The sequence below is a fragment of the Arsukibacterium perlucidum DSM 18276 genome, assembly GCF_000382165.1.
Taxonomy (GTDB): Bacteria; Pseudomonadota; Gammaproteobacteria; order Enterobacterales; family Alteromonadaceae; genus Alishewanella; species Alishewanella perlucidum.
Genome location: NZ_KB907712.1, coordinates 1 through 22,063, shown reverse-complemented (window position 1 = coordinate 22,063; position 22,063 = coordinate 1). Strand labels below are relative to the sequence as shown.

The 22,063-nt window shown below is 51.4% G+C and carries 18 protein-coding genes and 1 pseudogene; 11 read left to right on the top strand and 8 right to left on the bottom strand.

Annotated features, from left to right (window positions below):
* Positions 1–201: 201 nt before the first annotated feature.
* Entirely contained in the window at positions 202–2,769 is a 2,568-nt protein-coding gene (locus H141_RS0110310; protein WP_019676187.1) for a glycoside hydrolase family 3 N-terminal domain-containing protein, read from the bottom strand.
* Positions 2,766–4,055, bottom strand: coding sequence for a sugar MFS transporter (locus tag H141_RS0110305; RefSeq protein WP_019676186.1), 1,290 nt, complete (start codon positions 4,053–4,055; stop codon positions 2,766–2,768). Before H141_RS0110305 ends, H141_RS0110310 begins: the two co-directional genes overlap by 4 nt.
* A 172-nt stretch (positions 4,056–4,227) precedes the next feature.
* On the opposite strand from H141_RS0110305, the gene H141_RS0110300 reads away from it, so the two are divergent.
* From H141_RS0110300 to H141_RS0110290, 3 genes are read left to right on the top strand one after another with little or no spacing between them, the layout of a single operon-like run.
* A complete protein-coding gene (locus tag H141_RS0110300; protein ID WP_019676185.1) occupies positions 4,228–5,589 on the top strand; it encodes a GH1 family beta-glucosidase in 1,362 nt (453 codons plus the stop codon).
* A 33-nt stretch (positions 5,590–5,622) separates the two neighbouring features.
* Positions 5,623–6,948, top strand: a complete 1,326-nt coding sequence (locus H141_RS0110295) for a glycoside-pentoside-hexuronide (GPH):cation symporter (RefSeq protein ID WP_019676184.1) — start codon at positions 5,623–5,625, stop codon at positions 6,946–6,948.
* 57 nt (positions 6,949–7,005) lie between these two features.
* On the top strand, positions 7,006–8,013 hold the full coding sequence (locus tag H141_RS0110290; protein ID WP_019676183.1) for a LacI family DNA-binding transcriptional regulator: 1,008 nt from the start codon (positions 7,006–7,008) through the stop codon (positions 8,011–8,013).
* A 27-nt stretch (positions 8,014–8,040) separates the two neighbouring features.
* Here H141_RS0110290 and H141_RS0110285 read toward each other — a convergent pair whose 3' ends face one another.
* The 5 genes from H141_RS0110285 to H141_RS0110265 all read right to left on the bottom strand — a co-directional run bounded on the left by H141_RS0110285 (position 8,041) and on the right by H141_RS0110265 (position 13,217).
* Positions 8,041–9,033 (bottom strand): aldo/keto reductase, encoded by a 993-nt coding sequence (locus H141_RS0110285; protein WP_019676182.1) that lies wholly within the window; start codon positions 9,031–9,033, stop codon positions 8,041–8,043.
* A 26-nt stretch (positions 9,034–9,059) separates the two neighbouring features.
* Positions 9,060–9,611: a DUF3617 domain-containing protein gene (locus H141_RS0110280; RefSeq protein WP_019676181.1), complete on the bottom strand. Its 552-nt coding sequence runs from the start codon at positions 9,609–9,611 to the stop codon at positions 9,060–9,062.
* A 137-nt stretch (positions 9,612–9,748) separates the two neighbouring features.
* Complete coding sequence (dgt, locus tag H141_RS0110275) at positions 9,749–11,221, bottom strand: dGTPase (RefSeq protein ID WP_019676180.1); 1,473 nt, start codon at positions 11,219–11,221, stop codon at positions 9,749–9,751.
* A 308-nt stretch (positions 11,222–11,529) separates the two neighbouring features.
* On the bottom strand, positions 11,530–12,126 hold the full coding sequence (locus H141_RS0110270; RefSeq protein WP_019676179.1) for a response regulator transcription factor: 597 nt from the start codon (positions 12,124–12,126) through the stop codon (positions 11,530–11,532).
* The gene (locus H141_RS0110265) at positions 12,126–13,217 is read right to left on the bottom strand and encodes a sensor histidine kinase (protein WP_019676178.1); all 1,092 of its coding nucleotides are present in this window, start codon (positions 13,215–13,217) and stop codon (positions 12,126–12,128) included. The genes H141_RS0110270 and H141_RS0110265 overlap by 1 nt, the downstream gene beginning before the upstream one ends.
* Before the next feature lie 155 nt (positions 13,218–13,372).
* Here H141_RS0110265 and H141_RS0110260 point away from each other — a divergent pair, with 155 nt between their 5' ends.
* Genes H141_RS0110260 through H141_RS20095 form a run of 8 tightly spaced genes read left to right on the top strand, consistent with a single transcriptional unit; the run spans position 13,373 to position 21,570 of the window.
* On the top strand, positions 13,373–14,329 hold the full coding sequence (locus H141_RS0110260; RefSeq protein WP_019676177.1) for an ABC transporter ATP-binding protein: 957 nt from the start codon (positions 13,373–13,375) through the stop codon (positions 14,327–14,329).
* Entirely contained in the window at positions 14,326–15,075 is a 750-nt protein-coding gene (locus tag H141_RS0110255) for an ABC transporter permease (protein WP_019676176.1), read from the top strand. Before H141_RS0110260 ends, H141_RS0110255 begins: the two co-directional genes overlap by 4 nt.
* Positions 15,075–16,856, top strand: coding sequence for an amidohydrolase family protein (locus H141_RS20110; RefSeq protein WP_019676175.1), 1,782 nt, complete (start codon positions 15,075–15,077; stop codon positions 16,854–16,856). The genes H141_RS0110255 and H141_RS20110 overlap by 1 nt, the downstream gene beginning before the upstream one ends.
* A gap of 46 nt (positions 16,857–16,902) precedes the next feature.
* A complete protein-coding gene (locus H141_RS20105; protein ID WP_019676174.1) occupies positions 16,903–17,988 on the top strand; it encodes an efflux RND transporter periplasmic adaptor subunit in 1,086 nt (361 codons plus the stop codon).
* Between the two features lie 40 nt (positions 17,989–18,028).
* Complete coding sequence (locus tag H141_RS0110240; protein ID WP_019676173.1) at positions 18,029–18,733, top strand: ABC transporter ATP-binding protein; 705 nt, start codon at positions 18,029–18,031, stop codon at positions 18,731–18,733.
* Complete coding sequence (locus H141_RS0110235) at positions 18,730–19,887, top strand: ABC transporter permease (protein WP_019676172.1); 1,158 nt, start codon at positions 18,730–18,732, stop codon at positions 19,885–19,887. The genes H141_RS0110240 and H141_RS0110235 overlap by 4 nt, the downstream gene beginning before the upstream one ends.
* A gap of 2 nt (positions 19,888–19,889) precedes the next feature.
* The gene (locus H141_RS20100; protein WP_051090399.1) at positions 19,890–21,095 is read left to right on the top strand and encodes an ABC transporter permease; all 1,206 of its coding nucleotides are present in this window, start codon (positions 19,890–19,892) and stop codon (positions 21,093–21,095) included.
* A gap of 37 nt (positions 21,096–21,132) precedes the next feature.
* The gene (locus H141_RS20095; RefSeq protein WP_019676170.1) at positions 21,133–21,570 is read left to right on the top strand and encodes a DUF2141 domain-containing protein; all 438 of its coding nucleotides are present in this window, start codon (positions 21,133–21,135) and stop codon (positions 21,568–21,570) included.
* Positions 21,571–21,586: 16 nt separating this feature from the next.
* Here H141_RS20095 and H141_RS0110220 read toward each other — a convergent pair.
* Positions 21,587–21,793 (bottom strand): annotated as a pseudogene (locus H141_RS0110220) (LemA family protein); the annotation flags it as partial.
* Between the last annotated feature and the right edge of the window lie 270 nt (positions 21,794–22,063).

The window sequence follows — 22,063 nt, the reverse complement described above, 5'->3', positions numbered from 1 at the left end:
TTTTCAGGTATTTGCACTACCTGAGTTGTCTTAATGTTACTACTTGCTTGCCAATTAATTGGGTAGGTCATGAGCCATCTTAGATTTTTTTACCAAATAATTGGGGATATCTCACGCCGGGCTTCTTTTCAGATAAAAAAACTGCCAGCTAATGCTGGCAGAAATTCACACGCAAGAGAAATGGTGCTCAGGCGCTGGGTTTTACTCGGCCTGACAGCTAATGCTGGCGTTGGTGGCCCGTGCTGGCACCAGACGGATATCAGCAAAGCTTAACTGCATCGCTGCATCTGTTTGCACAGACAGAGGCGTAAAGATTTGACTGAAATCTGCACCTTGCTTAGCAAAGCAGCTCAAATCGATGCTAAAGCTATGCCATTGGCTGTTTGGCAACGCTCGTAATTGTGACGCAACATTAATGCTGGCATCGCAGCTATCTGCGCAGTTCATGCCCAGTAGAACATTGTCTGGCACCACTCCGCTGTACTGTAGCTCAACCACCAAGGCACTACCTGCTTCATGGTATGAGCGTAAATCGGCCGGAAAGGCGCTGGTTAAACTGACTTTAGCGGCGCCGCTAAAACTTAACCGGCGGGCATCTTCCTGCACCTTGTTATCAAAAGTACGCACGGCGATATTACCCAGCTGCGCCACACTACTGTCCATGGTTTGGCTGCTATCGCCACTGTGCAGCACCAGCTGATACGGCGGTTTCACGGCGCGTTCAAATAGCACTAAATCATCCAGGCTGTTATCCGCCGCTACCTGCTCATTCAACTGATTGCTCAGCGTATTGCTATCGCCATAACGCAGGCCAAAACCATAAGGCAGCAACGGCTGGTAATCGGCATCACCGACATTAGCATGCTGTTGTGGCGTGGCCGGCCAGGAAAAGGGCAGTTTGCCATGAAAGTCATACTGTACAGCACCATCGGCGTTGGCCAGAATAACGTCTGCTACCCCTTCTCCTTCGCTACCGGGTAGCCATATTGCGACAAAGGCGTCAGCAGCATTCAGTTCGGGGTTAACCCACAGTGGCCGGCCGCTGATAAACAGCGCTACCACCGGTATACCCTCTGCTTTTAACTTTTTAAGCAGCGCTAAATCTGTTTTATTGCCGCGCTGATATTCCAGGTTATCAATATCACCATTGCCCTCGGCGTAAGGCTCTTCACCAAACACTACTATGGCGACATCAGGCTTTTGCTGATAGCTGCCATCGGCTGACAGCTCTACTGAGCCACCGGCTGCAGCAACCTGACGGGCAATACCGTCATAAATAGAACTGCCGCCCGGAAAATCGGCGTTAGTATTACCGGTACCCTGCCAGCTGATGGTCCAGCCGCCGGCTTGCTGGCCGATATTGTCGGCGCCTGGGCCGGTAACCAATAATCGCTGCTGCGGATTTAACGGCAATAACTGGTTCTGGTTTTTCAGCAACACCAGTGACTGACGCACCGCATCACGGGCGACTGCTCTGTGCTCGTCTGCGCCAATCAGTTCGGTTTTACCGGCCAGTGGCCGCTGCGCCGGGCTGGGTTTGTCGAACAAGCCAGCGCGCTTTTTCACCCGCAAAATACGCCGTACGGCATCGTCTATCCGCGCCATGCTGATTTCGCCGGCCTCAACCTGCTTAATCAGGTTGTAATACAGTGGTTTCCAGGCTGCGGTTGGTACCATATAAATATCCAGCCCGGCATTGGCTGCCTGTGGACAGTCTTCGTTGGTGCAACCGGGGATCTGGCCATGGCCATTCCAGTCGCCGACAATAAAACCATCAAAACCCATCCGGTTTTTCAGCACATCGGTCAGCAAATACTGATCGCCATGAATTTTACTGCCATTCCAGCTGTTAAAAGAGGCCATCACTGACTGCGCGCCTGCCTGCAGGCCACCAACATAACCCTGGGCATGAATAGCAAACAGCTGCTGTTCAGTCACTTCAGTGTTACCCTGATCAATGCCACCGGTGGTACCGCCATCGCCAACAAAGTGCTTAACAGTACTGATCACTTTATCATCACCAAGAAAGTCGCCCTCGGCTGCGCCCTGCAAGCCTTTAACAATGGCTGCGGCGTAGTCATGCACTATTTGCGGGTGTTCTGAGTAACCTTCATAAGTGCGGCCCCAGCGATCATCGCGCACTACCGCCACCGTAGGGGCAAACACCCAGTCGATGCCGGTTACCATGACTTCGCGGGCGGTAACTTTGGCTATTTGTTCTATGAGCGCCGGGTTATTGGCAGCGCCGAGGCCAATATTATGCGGAAAAATAGTGGCACCAATCACATTGTTATGGCCGTGCACCGCATCGGTACCCCACATAGTAGGAATACTGCTGCCATCCAGGCTGACATCCACCGATGCCTGGTACATGCTCTCGGCCAGCGCTATCCAGTCGGCCGGGGTGGCGTACTTATCGTCATTCGGAAAAGCGCCGCCGCCATTTAAGTAAGAGCCAAAACCATACTGGCGCATATCTTCCACGGTAATATCGCGAATTTCCGGCTGGATCATCTGAGCGATTTTTTGCTGCAGGGTCATCGTAGCCATTAACTCAGTAATGGCCTGTTCCATCACGGGGTCCTGCTGCACGGGCAGCGCCAGCTTTGGCCAGATGCTAATGTCAGTTATTGCAGGGGCTGGTTGCTCCGCGACTGACGAATCAGGTGTAGGCTTACTGCATGCCGCCAGCAACAACGCACTGCTTAATGCCAGCAGCAAAGGCTTTAAATAGGTTTCTGCATAAACAGGCTTGGTAAATAACATCATAATACTTCCTTGGTCACGCTGGCAGCCGGCACCACTGTGCGCGGTTTGCAGCCATTCAGGCCGTAAAAAGCGATATAGATATAACACAACAACGGTAGGATAAACGCCAGCTGCACGCCAATGCTGTCAGCTAATGCGCCCTGCAACAATGGCAGTATGGCACCGCCCACTATCGCCAGACATAAAATACCTGAGCCCTGACTGGTGTATTGTTTTAAGCCGGCTATCGCTAAACTGAAAATGGTTGGGAACATAATTGAATTGCAAAGGCCCACTAATAACAGCGACCACATTGCCAGCTTGCCGGACGATAAAATGGTGAGTGCCAGTAATAACACGGCACAAACGGCATTAAAGGCCAGCACTTTGCCGGCATCTACTTTTTGCATTACTACCGCACCAATAAAGCGGCCAACCATAGCACCACCGAAATACCAGGCAATATAATGCGACGCTGCGCCTTTAGACATGCCGCCAATTTCCGGCATTGATAAATAGCTGACCAGAAAACTGCCAATGCCAACTTCAGCGCCGACATAAACAAAAATACCCAGCGCGCCCAGCATTAAGTGGCGCTGCTTCCACGCTTCACCACCAAGCGGTAAGGCTTCGGCAGGATCTTTTTTACCCATCGCCGGTAGTTTTAACCAGGCAAAGATAATTGCCAGCAGCACCAGGCTGGCGGCCAGGATAATATAAGGTAACTGCACTGTTGACTCGGTAACGGTGCCAGGTACCGGCTCAGGCGCATCTAAACCGCCAAAAATAAGCCAGGCGCCGAAAAATGGTGCTACCGTGGTGCCCAGTGAGTTAAAGGCCTGGGTCATGGTTAAGCGACTGGAAGCGGTTTCAGGTTGGCCCAGCACACTGACATAGGGGTTGGCGGCGACCTGTAAAATAGTAATGCCGGAGGCCAGGACAAACAGCGCCAGCAGAAACATGGCGTACACATGCATGGCGGCAGCGGGTACAAACAACAGGCAGCCAGCACCGGCAATCAGTAAGCCGGTAACGATACCTGCTTTATAGCCAATTTTGCTGACTAACATGCCGGCCGGCACTGAGACAACAAAGTAAGCACCAAAAAAGCAGAACTGGATCAACATAGCCTGGGTGTAGTTCAAATCGAATAACATTTTTAAGTAGGGGATCAAAATGTCATTCAAACAGGTAATAAAGCCCCACATAAAAAACAGTGAGGTCAGGGCAGTCAGTGCAAAGCGGTAGTTTTCGTTGCCGCCACCGGCACTTATGCCTGCTGTTGTTGGTAATGGTGATGCTGCCATCTTGTCCCCCTCGGGTGCATAGTGTTTTTTATTGACGGACTGGTTATTGACGTTCACGTCAGGGCCGTCTAGTATTATGTAAGCGCTTTCATTTATAGCATATATCACGCTGTTGGCAAATTTTTTGTCGTCCAGCTGCCAGTAACTTTACGTTCGGAAGATAGCCAAATTGATGAAAATCTCCTTAGCTGCTAATTCAGCCCTACTAAAGCCCGACTTTACCTTTGGCGTAGCGACGGCCTCGTTCCAGATTGAAGGTGCTGCCGACAGCCGCCTGCCCTGTATATGGGACACCTTTTGTGCCGAACCGGGCCGGATTAAAGATGGTTCAGATGGCTTGGTGGCCTGTGATCATATTCATCGCTGGCGCGAAGATATTGAGCTTATTGCTGCGCTGGGTGTGGATGCTTACCGCTTTTCGATTTCCTGGGGCCGGGTGATCAATATTGATGGTAGCGTTAACCAGGCCGGACTGGATTTTTACCTGCAACTGCTGGATGCACTGCAGCAGCGTAATATTAAAGCTTTTGTCACACTGTACCATTGGGATTTGCCGCAGTATCTGCAGGATAACGGTGGTTGGTTAAACCGGGAAACGGCGTATAAATTTGCAGAGTATGCAGACAAGGTAAGTCAGGCTTTTGGCGACAGGGTATATTCTTATGCCACGTTAAACGAACCGTTTTGTAGCGCCTATTTAAGCTACGAAGCTGGTATTCACGCACCTGGCGTTCAAAACAGGAAGCAGGGGCGTCAGGTGGCTCATCATTTACTGCTGGCCCACGGTCTGGCTATGCAGGTATTACAACAGAATGCCCCCGGCGCACTAAACGGCATCGTATTGAATTTCAGTCCCTGCCATCCGGCCAGCAGCAGCGATGCCGATATGCGGGCAGCCCGGATGGCCGATCAGTATCATAATCAGTGGTATATTCAGCCATTAATGGCAGGCCATTACCCTGAACTATTGCACCAGTTACCCGTTAGTGAACAGCCGGAAATTGGCGCAACTGATATGGCAATTATTGCCCAGCCGCTGGATTTTCTGGGTGTTAACTACTATACCCGCACGGTGTACCGCGATAATGGCAAAGGCTGGTTCAGTGATGTGCCACCAACCTCCCCGCCATTAACGGACATGGGCTGGGAAATTTATCCGGCAGGGCTGACTGAAATTTTGTTGGATATTAATAGCCGCTATAAGTTGCCGCCGGTTTATATCACTGAAAATGGTGCGGCGATGCCAGACAGCTTGCAGCAAGGGCAGGTAAATGACTATGAGCGGGTAGCCTATTTTCAGCAACACCTGCAAGCCGTGGCAGATGCGATAAATGCCGGCATGCGGATCGACGGCTACTTTGCCTGGAGCCTGATGGATAATTTTGAATGGGCCGAAGGCTACGCCAAGCGTTTTGGTATAGTCTATGTAGATTACGCCACGCAACAGCGTATTTTAAAAGCCAGTGCTATTGCCTTGCGTGACTGTTTTGCCAACAGACAGGCTCCAGCCAGAAAAATTGCTAACAAAAAATAATAAGTACTATTAACACGCCATCATGGGGTTAGCATGCTGACAAAAAAAGAAAAAGTGGCCTACGGCCTCGGTGATACGGCCAGCAATATTGTGTTTCAGACGGTAATGCTGTTTTTAACCTTCTTTTATACCGATATTTTTGGCATTTCACCGGCGGTAGTGGGCAGCATGTTTCTGCTGGTAAGGATTATCGACGCGGTAACCGATCCGCTCATGGGCGCTCTGGCAGATAACACCCACAGCCGCTATGGCCAGTATCGGCCTTATTTATTGTGGCTGGCACTGCCGTTTGCCTTTTGCAGTGTGCTGGCCTTTACCACGCCGGAGTTTTCTGAAAACGGTAAAGTATGGTATGCCTTTGTTACCTATACCCTGTTAATGCTGGCTTATACTGCTATTAATATTCCCTACTCAGCTTTGGGCGGCGTGCTAACAGCCAATCCGAATGAGCGTGTGTCAGTACAGAGTTATCGTTTTGTGTTTGGTATGCTCGGTGGTTTAATTGTGACTGCCTGCACCCTGCCGCTAGTGCAGTTTTTTGGGCAGGGTGATCAGGCTAAAGGCTATCAGTGGACCATAGCGGCGATGAGCCTGTTTGGTTTAATTCTGTTTTTAATGTGCTTTGCCGGCACGAAAGAGCGGGTACAAGCGCCGATTGGTCAAAAGCTCACCTTTAAAAGCAGCTTGCAAACCCTGTGGCAAAATGATCAGTGGCGGGTGCTTTGCGTTGCCGCCATGATACTGCTAACTGGCATGGTGCTGCGTAATACGCTGGCTATTTACTATGTTAAATATTATTTGGCGCGGGATGATTTAATCAGTTGGTTTATGACGTTGGGTATGATCGGTAATATTGCCGGTGTTGCCTTAGCGTCTTATCTGGCCACTAAGGTTGATAAGGTGAAGGCGTATATCGGCTTACAGCTGATTTCAGCAGTGATTTGTGCGCTGGGTTTCTTTATTGCTCCTGATCAGCTGCAACTGGCCTTTATTATGCATGTTCTGTGGTGCTTTTTTCTGCAAATGGCCACGCCGTTGTTATGGGCAAAAATGGCCGACACCGTGGACTATGGTCATGTTAAAACCGGCCTGAGGGTCACTGGCCTGGTGTATTCTTCCATCGTATTTTTTATTAAATTAGGTTTAGCTATTGGCGGTGCAATGGCTGGCTGGCTGCTGGCCTGGTATGGCTATCAGGCGGGGCAAGCGCAGTCAGCCGAGACCCTTAATGGCTTACTGCTAAGCTTCACGCTATGGCCGGCATTATGTTCGGTATTGGTGGCGCTGGTGATGACCCGGTATCGCTTAAGTAATCAGCGGGTGCAGCAAGTGTCGGCTGAGTTGGCTGCTAAATCATAGGCAGCGTGCTAAGCTAGCCGCCTGCTTACTTTCGGTTAGGGTTAATACAGGATAGTCATGGCAACCATTTACCAAGTATCTGAATTAGCAGGGGTATCACTGGCTACTGTATCCCGGGTAATGAATAATAATGTTAAGGTTAGCGAAGCCACCCGCAATAAGGTGTTGCAGGCAATGGAGCAGCTTGGTTACCGGCCTAATTCTATTGCCCAGTCTTTGGCGTCCAGTCGTTCTAACAGCATAGGTATTCTGGTTTCTGAATTACATGGTCCCTTTTATGGTGAAATGCTGACCGGGATTGAAGCCGAGTTCCGGGCGGCGGGCAAGCACGTTATTATCGCGGCCGGTCACAGTGAGCGGGCCACCGAAGAAGATGGTATCGAGTTTTTGCTGAGCCGCAATTGTGATGCGCTTATTTTGCATGTAGAGGCAGTCAGCGATCAGTATTTAATTGAGTTAAGCAAAAAAGAAACCCCTTTTGTATTGCTAAACCGCCAGGTAACAGCGCTGGCGGATCGCTGTATTAGCCTGGACAACGAGCTCGGTGGCTATTTAGCCACCCGTTACCTGTTAGAGCAAGGCCACCGCCATATTGCCTACATTGCCGGGCCGATGTGGAAAACCGATGCCCGCGATCGCTTTCATGGCCATCAACGGGCACTGGCCGGGTATCAGTTAACAGCCGAAGATGCTTTGTTCTTTGAAGGTGATTTTCGCGAAACTGGCGGCAGTAAAGGGCTGCAGGCGCTGTTGGCCAGCGGCCGGCCATTCAGTGCTGTAGTTTGTGCCAATGACGAAATGGCATCGGGTGCCCTGACCGCCGCCCGCGAGCTGGGCTATGAAGTGCCGGCTGACTTTTCGGTAATGGGCTTCGATAACGTCAACTTTGCTTATTATACTTACCCCAAGTTATCAACGATTGATTATCCAGTCAGTGCAATGGGGCAGATGGCAGCGCGTTGGGTGCTAAAGCAGGTTTACCAGCAAAGCAGTATTAATGTTCAACAAGTGTTTGATCCCCATCTTATTCCTCGTGACTCTGTTGCAGAGGCTGCCGTTACTTAAATACCCTCGGGCACCTGGGTGGCAAACTTATGGTAATGGGGTACCGCGGGCACTTAGGTACAACGCATACCAGTGCTCGCGGCTTAATTGCACTGCCCCGGCCTCTGCACAGGCTTTAATCCGTTGAATATTGGTAGTGCCTATTACCGGTTGAATATGCGCCGGGTGGCGCATTAACCAACCTAATACTATCGCTTCTTTAGTTACCTGATATTCGGCCGCTAATTGCTGCACCAGCATAGCTGTTGCCCGGATATGCTCTGGCGCCTCGCTGATATCTTTGCCGCTGAACAGACCCTGGCTTAAGCTGCCCCATGCCTGCAGCTGAACTTTATGGCGGCGGCAATATTCTATCGTGCCGGCGCTGAAGTTGACGGCTGGCTGCTCACTGCAACCTGCGGTGGTGCCCTCATCCAGCCAGGCCAGATGGCTTAAACTCAGCTCCAGCTGATTAACCAGTAAAGGGTCAACCAGCGCACTTTGCAGCAACATTAACTGGTGTTGCTGCATATTTGACACGCCAAAGTGTTTTACCTTGCCGCTCTGGATCAGCTGGCCAAACGTGGCCGCCACTTCCTCTGGCTGCATTAACGGATCAGGCCGGTGCAGTAGCAAGATATCCAGCTGTTCGATTTGCAGCCGGCGCAAAATACCATCTACCGACTGGGTTAACCACGCTGCTGAAAAATCGTAGCGTTGCGGGCCTTTATCATCTGCAAAACGGATCCCGCATTTCGATTGCAGCGACATTTGCTGCCGTAGTTCGGGGCGCTCTGCTAATACCTTACCAAAGGCCTGCTCGGCTTTACCAAAGGTATAAATATCAGCATGATCAAATATCCGGATGCCCCCTTCCAACGCGGCGTCTATCACCTTATGGGTTTCAGTAATATCAGCAGCGCACAGCGGGTTATTGTTCCAGCCTCCGCCTAAACTCATACAGCCAAACACTAAGCGGCTGTGCTGGCGCAGCTGGTTAGCCAGCGGATAACAGTTCTGGGTTGTGACAGTAGCGGGCATAACGGGTCCTGTATTAGCTTAAAAAGTCAGCCACAATCAGCTTTAAGCCACTTGCCGCTTTGTTGCATGGTCATTTGTTCGGCTTTGCCATTTACTTCAGTGGTAAAACTGGCACTGCCACTATACGCCTTGCGGCTGCTAAAGGTCATATCACCTTCACCACTGGTGGGTGGTTTGGTGTCGCAGCTAAAGGAAAAACTATAGCTGTTGTCGCCGGTCTGGCTTATTTGCTGCTCACAGCCGTCCTGTTGTGGCAGCTGGCCGCGATCAATTTCCTGCTGGGTTAGGCAAACCTGGATAGAGCTGCCTTTTAAATCAAAAGACATGCCCTGGCTGGCCATCATACTTTCCATCATTTGCCGCTGGGCTGCAGGCATGCTGGCCAATTGTTGCTCCAGCTGCTGCATGGCACGTTCCAGCTCGCCACTGGCGGTTTTAATGCTGAAACTGTGTTGCCATAAGCCTGGTTCAATATCCAGTTTCAGGCTGTTTGCACTGGCAGGCAGGCTTAAACTCATTAAGCCAATAGACAGGGTACAGGCGAAAGTACTTTTTGATAAGCGTTTACGATCTTGCATGATGTTCCTCCTTGAAAATTTTAAACAAGACATTTACAACAAACAGCAAGCATAGAAGCGAACCGTAAAAACCGCAAAGTGGTTGGATAAGGCAACCGTCAAACCCTGCCGCTACGGCAGTGGCAATGGCTAAACAGTTAGCTGGTGCAAAGCACCAGCGCCTGATATTCATCAAATGCAAAATGGTCAGTCATACCGCTGATAAAGTCCTGCAGCAGCCGGCAGCGGTAGTACAGCTCTAACGTTGAGTGCTGGTCATGTCCGGTGTGGTCGTCACTGATCGCGGCGACCGCCAGCTGATAGGCGGCCACATGTTTATTCGGCAAGCGGTGTGCCAGCCGCTGTTCCCGGCCAAAAGCATAACCCTGGTCGGCCAGCGCGGCAGTAAAATCGGTGGCCGCCAGCATCAACAGCGGTTGGTAGCATTCAAGCAGGCCGCCAATAATCCGCTGGCCCTGTAACTCCAGGGTTTCAACTTCGGCTTGGTTAAATACAAACTGGCGGGCCACCTGCTTAAAGGTGGCGGTAATGGCATGGTACTGGCTGTCATCTTCCAGCAAGGCGCGGTTTAAGCTGCCGTGATACACCTTATCGATATTGGCGATAAACTGTTCGGCGGCATGGCGCACCAGGGGGTGGATCATGCCAACCCGCAACTTGATAAAAAACTCGGAGTTTTTGTTAATCGGCTCGGCTTGCGCTTTATCCAGTGCGGCTTTGACCAATGCTGAAAAGCTCTCACTGGCGCCACTGTGGGTGGCAATCAGCCGGCCCAGCGGCTCCAGTTTGGCAAAAGCCAGGTTAAGCTGCCGGGCCAGCTCGGCTAGGCTGAACAGGCCTTTTTCTACCGCGTCTTCCAAATCAGCCAGACAATAGGAGATATCGTCGGCGGCTTCCATAATATAAGTGAGCGGGTGGCGGTTGCCGGGTTCGGTTGCTAATTGTTGCCATAGCTGCTCTACAAACGTTTGCTCGGCAAAGTAATAGCCGGGCTTTTTCTGTAAATAGCTTTGGTTGTGACTTTTATCGGGTTTACGCTCAGTAGCTAAGCGGGTGTATTTTAAAATGCAGGCAACTTGTGAATAGGTCAGGTTCATCCGTTGCAGGCTATGTACCAACCGGATTGCCTGAGCATTACCTTCAAACTGGGCCAGCTCAATGCTCAGGGTGTGCCATAGCTGACTATCCTGCAACTGATGGCGGGCACTAAGTTCAGGCAATATCTGGCTAAACCAGCTGTTTATGGCGCTTTCACCGCTATGGCCAAAGGGTGGGTTGCCGACATCGTGCAGCAGACAAGCCATTTCTACCAGCGACTCTATTGGCCGCTCTAAGCCGGTCAATCCATAGGCGGCCTGTTGTTCAACTGATAGCAGCCGGAAGATGGTCTGGACAATAAAGCGGCCGGTTTGTTGTACTTCTAATGAATGGGTTAACCGGCTGCGTACCGCGGCATTGCGCTCCAGCGGAAATACCTGGGTTTTTTGCTGCAGCCGGCGCACGGCGGCCGAATTAATAATCCGGCCACGGTCACTTTCCAGCGCGCTTTGCAAATCGCCACTGCGGCTTTGTAGTGGCCTGTCGGCTTTGATTTTATTGCGAAAATCCATATCAATGTCCGCTATTGCAGCAAATGATCTCAGTGTGGCGTAAAATGCGCTTGGCTGTAAAGCTTTTAGGATAACAGGCAGTTTGGTCGCAACCGGTTAACCCACGCCAACACGCCGTGAACCCATCCATGGGGGCTCGTTTATAAACTTCATCCATGAAGTTTACCCTGCGGGCCAGCAAGGCTGTTTAAATTCGTTCCTGACAAATTTATCCGCCCGTCCAGGGCTTCAACGGTTGGCTTAGGGTTAATCGGTTACTTCTAATCGAAACTGTTGTTGATCAAAGCCAACCCTCCAGCAAAGTAGTATCACAGCCAGCCTTTTTGCCGGGCAATCCTCGCCGCGTCAATCCGGTTGGCGGCGTGCAGTTTGCTAATGGCTTCTGACAAATAGTTACGGGCAGTGCCCTCGGCAATAAAAAGCGCGGCAGCTATTTCGCTGGTGCTTTTGCCATCTGCCGCCAGGCGCAGTGCCTGGCGCTCTTTATCACTTAACGGGTCTTGCTCGCCCAGCGAGTTTAACAGCAGTTCACTGTCGACCACTTTTTTACCCGCCATCACCTGCTGGATGGCTTGCACCAGTTGCTCTACCGGCGCATCTTTCAATAAAAAACCACCTACCCCGGCGTCCATCGCCCGCTTAACATAGCCGGCCCGGCCAAAGGTGGTAATAATGATTACTTTGGTCATCAATTTTTGCTGTTGAACGAATTGTGCCAGTTCAATTCCGGTTTGCCCGGGCATTTCAATATCACTTAGCAACAAATCAAATGGCTGTTGTTTAAGTTGTTCCAGTGCGGCGTTACCGTCAGCGGCCTCTGTTACTGCAAAGCCTGCCTCCAGTCGCAGCAGGCTTGCCAGCGCAGTACGGATCATGGCCTGATCTTCCGCCAGTAAAATATTCATTACGTAGCGTCCTGTAACAGTGAGGGCTCCTGCAGCGGCAGCTGAATAATGGCTGAGACACCATCTTGCTGTTGCAGTGTCAGGGTGCCGCCCATTGCGGCTAACCGTTCACGTAAACCGGTCAGGCCGTTGCCCTCTTTCATCTGTGCATACTGGCCGTTATCATTCAGGCAAATATGCAACGCAGGCCCTTGTTGCTGAAAACTTAATTGGCAGCTGTCGCCTTTACTATGGCGCATCACATTGGTAACCAGCTCTGTCAGCGCCAGAATAATTGCCGTTTCGCGCCGGTTGTCCAACCTTGGTACTTCTCCGGTTAATTCGGCCTGAAAACCGGCATCACGCAGCCGGCCAAGCAGTTTAGCTACTTCGGCGGTCAGCCCCTGATGTTTGTAACCCGAGACACTTTGCCGCACCTGGCTTAGCGCATCGCGGGCAATCTGGCTAAGCTCGGTTAACTGTTGTTGGGCGTGCTCCGTTTGCTGATGCGCTAACAGTTTTGCCGCAAGATCGGCTTTCAGGATAACACTCGATAAGGTGTGGCCCAATATATCATGCAGGTCGCGGCCAATCCGCTCGCGCTCGACCATGGCCGCCAGTTGCTTTATTTCATCTTCACTTTGTTGGCTAGACAGATAATGGCGCTGCTTTGCCTGCTCAGCCCGGCCCAGAAAGCTGACCGCTAACACAATGGGTATGCCCATAATTAAAAACAGGTTCCAGCGAATATCAAGGGTTAAATCCAGCAGCACCAGCAAGCCGATTAACAGACTCATCAGTAGCAGATAACGGCGCAAAGCATAGGCAAAACCAATAAAAAAGCCGGCATAGGCAAACATGGACACTGAGCCGGGATTAATCGGGGTGATCAGCGTCGCCACCAGCACTATGCCTAAAATGGGCCAGTGCATCTTATTGCGGCTGCTGCGGTGAGCCCAAAAATAGCAGGCCAGAAACAGCAGCAAAGCCACAGCCATACTGACGTACTGCCATACTGCAAAGCGCACGGTAAAAAGCGGGATAAAATAGAAAATAAGGTTTATCAGATAAACCCAACTCATTTTCCGCTCCAGGCTCAGCCTTTTATCCATTGCCACCACCGTTTATTGAATGCTTAAGCTGATTATTAACTGTCAGCCAGGCTTAAGCCAGTGACATTTGTCATCAGCATTTGCTGACAAAGCACACTGCGCGCTGCCCGGTACCCGGCGCATACTTACCCTCACCAGCAAAGGAGCCCGAACTTATGAATTCAGCAATCAATAACAAACTTACTCTGTTACAGCTAAAAGGGCTTAGTAAAAGCTTTGCCGGCAAGAGCGTGCTGGACGGTGTTGATTTAAAAGTTAAGGCTGGCGAAGTGCTGTGTATTCTCGGGCCTAATGGCGCCGGTAAAACCACCCTTATCTCGGCAATTTTAGGGCTTATTGCTGCAGATAGCGGAGAAATTCATTTGCTGGGCCAATTGCAGCAAGGCGCCAGCCGCAGTGCAGCGCTGCGCCGGCAACTGGGCGTGATGCTGCAAATTGGCAGCTTACCAGCCACCTTAACGGTGGCCGAACACTGTGATTTATTTGCCAGTTACTATCCGGCCGGCTACAGCGCGACAGAACTGGTAACGCTGGCCGGGCTGGAAGCGCACGCCAAACAACGTTTTGGCCGCTTGTCTGGTGGCCAGAAGCAGCGCCTGTTATTTGCCCTTGCCTTAGCCGGCAAGCCGCGGCTGTTGTTTCTGGATGAACCGACTCTGGGCATGGATGTTGAGGCCCGGCGCAATTTGTGGCAGCAAATCAGCCAACTGCAGCAGCAAGGGATAAGCATAGTGCTGACCACTCATTATCTGGAAGAGGCTGAACAACTGGCTAATCGGATTATGGTGCTGCATCAGGGCAAGTTTATTGCCAATGGCAGCCCCGGCGAATTAAAAGCCCTCACTCAGTACAAAGTGATTAAATGTTGCAGCGCCTTAACTGATGCGGCCTTACTGGCGCTGCCGGGGGTGTTGCAACTAAGCCGCCAACAGGATGGCATTACCTTACATAGCAGCCACGCTGAACAAACGGTACTGGCTTTACTAAGCCTGGATGACACTGTGAGTCAGCTGGAGGTGAAGCAGGTGGCATTGGAGCAGGCCTTTTTACAACTTACCCAGTCTCCTGGAAGTGAACATGCTGACTCAGCAAAACAGGAGCACGCCGCATGAGTGTTATAACGATATATCAAAAAGAAGCCTGGTACGATTTAGTCAGCGTCTGGCGCACCCCGGGTTTTGTTATACCGTCATTGACTTTTCCGCTGGTGTTTTATCTGTTTTTTGGCGTGCTGTTCAGCCCTTCTGGCAGCAATAGCCATGCCGCTTATATGCTGGTGACGTACAGCTGTTTTGGCATTATGGGCCCGGCGATGTTTAATTTTGCGATGAATATTGCCAGTGAAAGGGCGCAGGGCTGGTTAACCTTAAAGCGTTTGTCACCGATGCCATTCAGCGCCTACCTGCTGGCAAAAATGGCCACCAGCCTGGTGTTTGCACTGGTTATTATTCTGCTGTTATTCAGCGCCGCTGCGATATTTGGTGAAGTGCGGCTGTACCACAGCCAGTGGTTAAGTTTAGCCCTGCTGATGTTACTGGGTACAGTGCCATTTGCGCTAATTGGCTTGCTGTTGGGCTTAACCTTAAGCGATAAGGCTGCGCCCGGGGTAGTCAATCTGCTGTATTTGCCGATGGCATTCTTATCTGGCTTATGGGTGCCCGTTACTATGCTGCCACACGTTATGCAGCAGTTGGCGTGGCTGTGGCCGAGTTATCATTTATCACAACTGGGCTTGAAATTACTGGCAATGGATCAGGGGCATGCTGCACTGCTGCATCTGGCATTGCTGTTACTCACCACTGCCGGGCTAACCCTGTTATGTCTGTTTGTGTTTCGTCGTGTTATTGGAGCTAAATAATGAAAACCTTAGTATTTATTGGTACTGCGGTGCTGCTTGCCTTGGTTTTTATGTTGTTGCCGCAACCGGACGCAACTTATCAGCTTAAACCCGCTGCCACCGCCGCATCAGACGTTAGCAGCAACAGTTTTGTGCTGGGACCGGTGAAGTTGTTTGATGGCCAGCAGTGGCGTGAAGAACGCTATGTTGAAGTACGTGCTGGCCGGGTAAGCCAATTGCATCTGGATAAACCCGATAGCGAGTTGCCACTGATAGACGGTAATAATCAATGGTTAATGCCGGGGCTGATTGATGGCCATGTGCATGCCTGGGGTGATGCCTTGCAACAAGCGCTTGATTTTGGCGTTACCACGGTACTGGATATGTTTGGCGATCATCAGTTTCTGCTAGCACAAAAAGCAGCAAGGGCCGGTACTGAACGCACTAAACAAGCTGATATCTATGGCGCTGGCACACTGGTAACCGCTCCGAAAGGTCATGGTACTCAATATGGTATGGCAATACCGGTAATTGAAAACCCTGTGCAGGCCAGTAAGTTTGTTAGTGATCGCCTGGCCGAGGGCTCTGATTTTATTAAAATCGTCTATACCTCCGCTAAAGCCTTGCGGCGTTTCTCGCCCTCGATAGACCTGGCAACCCTGCAGGCAGTAATAGCCGCAGCCAAAGAGCAGGGCGTGCTGGCGGTAGTGCATATTGCTGATTTACCCTCAGCCGAGGAAGCAATAGCCGCCGGGGCTGATGGCCTGGTACATAGTTTCTTCAGTGAGCCGGTAAGCGCAGAGCTGCTGCAGCTGATGGCCGATGAGCAGCGCTTTATTATCCCCACCATGACCGTAATGGAAGGGATGATTGTTAATCAGATTAATGACGAGTTACTGCTGCAGGCACCGCCCGCACAGCTTACTGCTGCCGCTATCAGCAGTTTGCAGCAGCGCTTTGGTAATTTTCAGATCCCGCAGGAGCGCTACCAGGTATTGGCCACTAATACCGCAAAAATGGCCGGGGCCGGTATCTTGCTGCTGGCTGGTTCAGATGCACCCAACCCTAATACCGCCCATGGCGTCAGCCTTTTGGTAGAGATGGTACTGCTGCAACGTGCTGGTGTGTCAGGCCTGCAGGTACTGCAAAGTGCGACCTCGGCCCCGGCTAAGGCCTTTGGCCTGACAGATGTCGGTTATCTGCGGCCGGGTTACAAGGCCGATATGTTACTGCTGAGTCAGGATCCTATGACAGAGTTAACCAGCTTGTTGACGCCTGCTGCTATCTGGAAAAACGGCTGGTTGCATCAGCCTGAATTGCCCGCTAAGAGCACCGCTGTAACTGCCGGGCTGGTCGCTGATTTTAATACTGGTTTAACTGCCCGCAGTGGCGGCTTTGCTGCCAGCAGCGACAGCATGGTGCAGGGAAAGTCATCGGCAGAAATTAGCGTGCAGCAAGGGGTATTAAAGGTAACGGGAACTACCCGTCCTGGTTTTGCTTACCCCTGGGCTGGTGTGGCCTGGCAAACTGCTGCCAGCATAGATACCGGCAGTGACTTTAGTGAGATTACCCGTATTAAATTTAACATTCGCGGCACCCCCGGCCAGTACCGGCTGGATGCGTTCACTGTTGGCAGTTGGATGCCATCCAGTCAGCCTTTCACCGTAACAGAGGACTGGCAAGCGGTAACCTTACCCCTGGCAGGTTTTCGGGCACTCGATATGTCAGCTGTTAACGTGCTGAGTTGGATTGGCCCTGCCGGTAGCTTTGAGTTTGAAATAGCAATAATCGAGCTGGAATAGCCTGTTTTAGATCGTCAATTAACTTACAAGCGAAAAGACTAAACTGATGAGTGAGAACTCCAACCCTAAAATAGCCCAGTTGTCGCTGCCCAGGGACGATGGCTTTCATCGTTCAACTAACAAGCCGCTGCTGGTGCTGGTGATCGTTATGGGCCTTGGTTTCGGCAGTTATCTTTACTATGACAAAAACCGGCAGCAGGTCGCACCGATGGCCGTTTTGTTGCAGCAAGGTGCTGTCAATGCTGGTGTTACTGCCCGGCAGAGTAACCCGGTTGCACAGACAGGTTACGCGGCATTGACTGCTGCTCAGGGCGGTAGCGGCTTGACAGACTCTGCTGAGGACAAGCAAAAGGGTAAGGTGCTGGATGCCAGCGGCCATATCATTGCCCGGCGGGTCGCGACCATTTCCTCACTGGTGACCAGTAAGGTCGAAACCTTGCTGATTGAGGAGGGTCAGCTGGTCGAGGCTAATGATGTGCTGGCGCAGCTTGATGGTCGGCAAGCTAAGTATCATCTGGCCGGGACTGAAGCGGAGCTGCAGGCTGGTAACGCAAGCCTTGGCGAGCTTTACAGCCGGCTTACGCTGGCAGAAATTCAACTGAAACGGATTGAAAGTCTGCTTGGGAACAACGTGGTTACTCAGGAAGAGTTGGATACCACACGCTTGCTGGTTACTCAGCTCAACGCGCAAATTGATTATCGCAAGGCATTGAACCAAAAAGCGGTACAGCAGGTGAAGCTGGCAAGCTACAGCGTCGATCAGCATATCATCAGGGCACCATTTTCCGGCATGGTTATTCAGAAAAATGCCCAGGTGGGCGAGTTGATCTCGGGCGGGATGTCTGGCGGCGGTTCGATTCGAACCGGTATCGCCACCATAGTTGATATGAGTTCGCTGGAAATCGAAGTCGACGTGGCGGAAAGCTTTATTAACCGGATTTCCCCGGGGCAACCGGCGGTGGCGCATCTGGATGCTTACCCGGACTGGACCATCAAGTCCGAAGTGTTGACCATTATTCCAACCGCAAATCGTCAGAAGGCCACCATTAAGGTGCGGGTTAAGCTGCTTGAAACCGATGCGCGGATATTACCGGATATGGCGGTCAAGGTCAGTTTTCTGGCGGCTAAATAATCATCACCAGCAATCAATAAGTTATAAGGCGGACAGGCTCATGGAAAACGGCATAGCGTTGCAAAACATCAGCAAAATCTACCACAAAGGCAGTAATAAGGTGGTGGTGTTTAATGATCTCAATATCACTATCGATAAAGGTGAATTTGTGGCCTTGATGGGGCCTTCCGGCTCGGGCAAAACCACGGCGTTGCACCTGATGGGCGGTCTCGACCGGCCCACCGCCGGCGAAGTGTTAGTTGGCAACAAGGTTATCAGCAAAAGCTCTGAGGCAGAGCTTACCCGCTGGCGGGCCAGACATGTTGGCTTTATCTTCCAGTCTAACCACCTGCTGCCGGTATTAAGTGCTTTTGCCAATGTCGAGTTACCGCTGGCCCTGACCCGGCTTAACAAAGTCGAGCGGCGCAAGCAGGTAGCAACGGCATTGGCATTGGTGGGCATGTCGGAACGGGCAAATCACCTGCCCAGAGAGCTTTCCGGCGGTCAGGAGCAGCGGGTAGCCATCGCCCGGGCGATAGTATCCGATCCGGATATACTGTTGTGTGACGAGCCGACCGGTAACCTTGACCGCAAAACTGCCGATGCGATTCTGTCGTTGCTACACATCCTTAATCGTGATTTTGGCAAAACCATAGTGATGGTCACCCACGACGCTAAAGCGGCTGATGTTGCCACCCGGGTGATTAACCTTGAGCAGACCATCAACGACAATGCTGACATCGCCATCCCGGAGGCCATGGCATGATTAATGTCATTCTGCCCTGGAAAAATGCCATGCGCAGGCCGGCCAGATTCTGGCTGACCTGTCTGTCCATCGTGGTAGCGTTTTATCTGTTTACGGTGATCTCAGCTATTAATACTGCTCTTGAAGCCAGCGGTACCGACAACAACCAGTACCGGCTGATGACCACCCATAAAATTTGCATTACCTCGAGTTTGCCCATTCATTACGGGCAAAAGATAAAGGCGTTGCCAGAGGTGGAAAAGGTGACTCATGTCAGCTGGTTTGGTGGTTTTTTCCGGGATGAAAGCAACCAGTTGCATGCAGTAGCGGTGGAGCCTGAGAGTTATCAGCTCATATACCCCGAGTACCTGTTGACGGCTGAGGACAGAATTAACTGGAACCGGCTGAAAAGCGGCATGGTGGTTGGCCGGAAGCTGGCCGAAAAACACCAGTGGCAGGTAGGTGACAAGGTGCCGATCCAATCGACCATCTGGCTTAACAATGACAGTGGTTCATTCACCTGGGAGATGGAAGTGGCGGCCATTTACGACACCGCCACCCCGGATACCATCAATTCAATGTTGTTTCTGCGTCACGACTTCTTTGATGAGGCCAGAGCTTACGGGCGTTATGAAGCCAGTTGGTTGGTGGCCAAAGCCCGGGTAGGTAGCAATACCGAAGCGCTCAGCCGCCAGATTGATCAACTATTTGCCAATTCGCCTGCTGCCACCCGAACGACGACAGAGCAGGTGTTTATCAAAGAGCTGGCCCGGCAGTTTGTGGACTTGAGTTGGCTGCTGCGACTGGTGGTGCTGGCGGTGTTCTTTACCTTGCTGTTAATAGCGTCCAATAGCATGAGCCAGTCGGTACGCGAGAGGATGAACGAGCTGGCAGTGATGAAATCACTGGGCTTTTCCTCGGATATGCTGGCAACCCTGATCTACATGGAGGCCTTATACATGGTGCTGGCGGGCGCGATACTCGGGGTAATTTGTGCCGCGGTAAGCATTGATCTGGTTCAGATGAAGTTTGCCACTTTTTTGCCGGGCATTCACATTGACCCTGTTACCTACTGGAAAGTCGGCGGCATAGCGGTGGTGCTGGCAGCCGTCTGTTGCCTGACACCGATCATCCGTATTTATCGATTGGGCATCAGCCACACTTTGAGGACGTGAATGTGAATAATACTTTTAACCGACAGCTGGTCGCATTGTGCGGTATCACTTTGCTCAGTCTGCCGCAACGTATGGCGGGCTCTTTTGTGGCCATCTTCAGTATTGCCTGTGTAACTGCCGTACTGCTGACAGTCCTGACGCTTATCCACGGCATGAACAAAATTATGGAAAAATCCGGTTGGGACAGCACCCTGATTGCCATGCGGGCCGGCTCCAGCTCAGAACTGCAGAGCGTGTTGTTTCCTGTTGAAGTGAACACCATGCTTAATCATCCTGAGATCATTCGTGATGAGCACAGCCGACCACTGTACTCGGCGGAAATGTTTGTTAATGCTGTGACTATGTTACCGGAGGTGAACGGCGAACGCAGCTCGCTCAGTCTGGCGCTGCGTGGGGTTAGTGGCGGTGCCGGGCAAATGCGTCCACATTTTAAACTGGTGACCGGGCGTTATTTTAAGCCTGGTCTGCGTGAGGTGATTGTCGGTCAGGGCGTTGCCCGCAAGTATCCGCAACTGGAAGTGGGCAAGACCATCAAGCTCGGTGGTTCAGAGTGGCTGGTGGCGGGCATTTTTGCTGACAACTACAGTGTGTTTGAGTCGGAAGTCTGGGCAGACTTGAATACGGTGCAAAACGATTATCAGCGCGGCAGTAGTATTCAGTCGTTGCGTATCGCCTTTGCCGGGGATGTGGATATAGAACAGGTGCGACAACAGTGGTTGGACGACCCCAGGCTTAATGTGCGGGTGGTCAGCGAAAACGCCTACTTTGCTCAGCAATCTGAAAACATCACCCGCTTGATACGTTGGCTGGGTATTCCGCTGGCGCTGATAATGGCGCTGGGCGCTGTGGTGGCGGCGCTTAATACCATGTATTCGGCCATCGCCGGACGCAGCAAGGAAATTGCTGTGCACAAGGCCATCGGTTTCCATCCAAGCGCTATTGCCCTGTCAGTCGTGTTCGAATCGATTCTGTTGGCCATCATTGGTGGCATCATCGGTATATTGCCGTTATACATCGGCCTTAATGGCGTCACGGCGGCCACCAACAATGCCGCCAACCTGAGCCAGATCATGTTTAACTTTAGCATTTCACCATTATGGATGGTCCAGGCGTTACTGCTTGCCGTCGCTATCGGTCTGTTGGGCGGCATACTGCCGGCCATCCATGCCATCAGAATTCCGGTATCTCTCGCCATTCGGGGCGACTGATGCTACCGCTTTTTTTATTTACTCAGGAGTGTAAACCATGTCACAACTTAACTTGAAAAAATCTATTGTTACTGCGGCGACCGCCGGTATGTTGTTGTTTGGCGCTATGGCCCCGGCGTTGGCCGATGAAGTGGCCCTTACCATCAAGGATATCCGCAAATTGCAGGGGCACCTGTTGATTTCGATGTTTAAAGGCGAGGAAAACTACAACAACAATACCCCCTATAAGCTTCATAAAGTGAAAGTGACTGAAGCGGAGCACCAGGTGGTTTTCGAGGAGGTGGAAGCGGGTGAGTATGGCATCAAGGTCATCCACGATGAAAACGATAACAGAAAGCTCGACACCAATTTGCTGGGGATGCCCAAAGAAGGCTATGGTTTTTCTAACAATGGGGGTGCCTATGGCCCTGCACCATGGAGCAAGGCCAAGTTTGAGGTCAAAGATAAAACTGAGCTTGCCATTACCCTGCTTTGAGCTGGATGATATAGAACTACTTTAACTTATATTCAAAGCCGGCCTCTGCCTCACTGTCATGAAAGGGGGTAACCCGGCTTTTTTTATTCAGGCTGGCATTTACCAGCGAGTTGGGAAACACCTGAATGCCGTTGTTAAAGTCTTCAACGTTCTGGTTAAAAATCCGGATGGCAGCGCCAATGTTTTCCTGCTGTTCGGCAATTTCACGCATCAGGTTATTAAATACCTCAGAGGCTGAGGTATCCCCACAAAATTGTTAGCTAAAACAAAAAGATGAATTCAGAAGGAACATTCATGGCGTTCGGTGATCAGATCTATCGCCAAACAAACCTATCAAGGACACGCCATGAATGTTCTGCAAATGCTAACCCGTTTTGTGAAAGCCGTCACGCCCAATATGCACAGCCAGCGCCGACAGGCGCTTGAAGCCTGTGTGAAAAGTGCAGTGCATCAGAACAAGCTAACCATTACCCAGCTTGGCCGTGGAATTCAC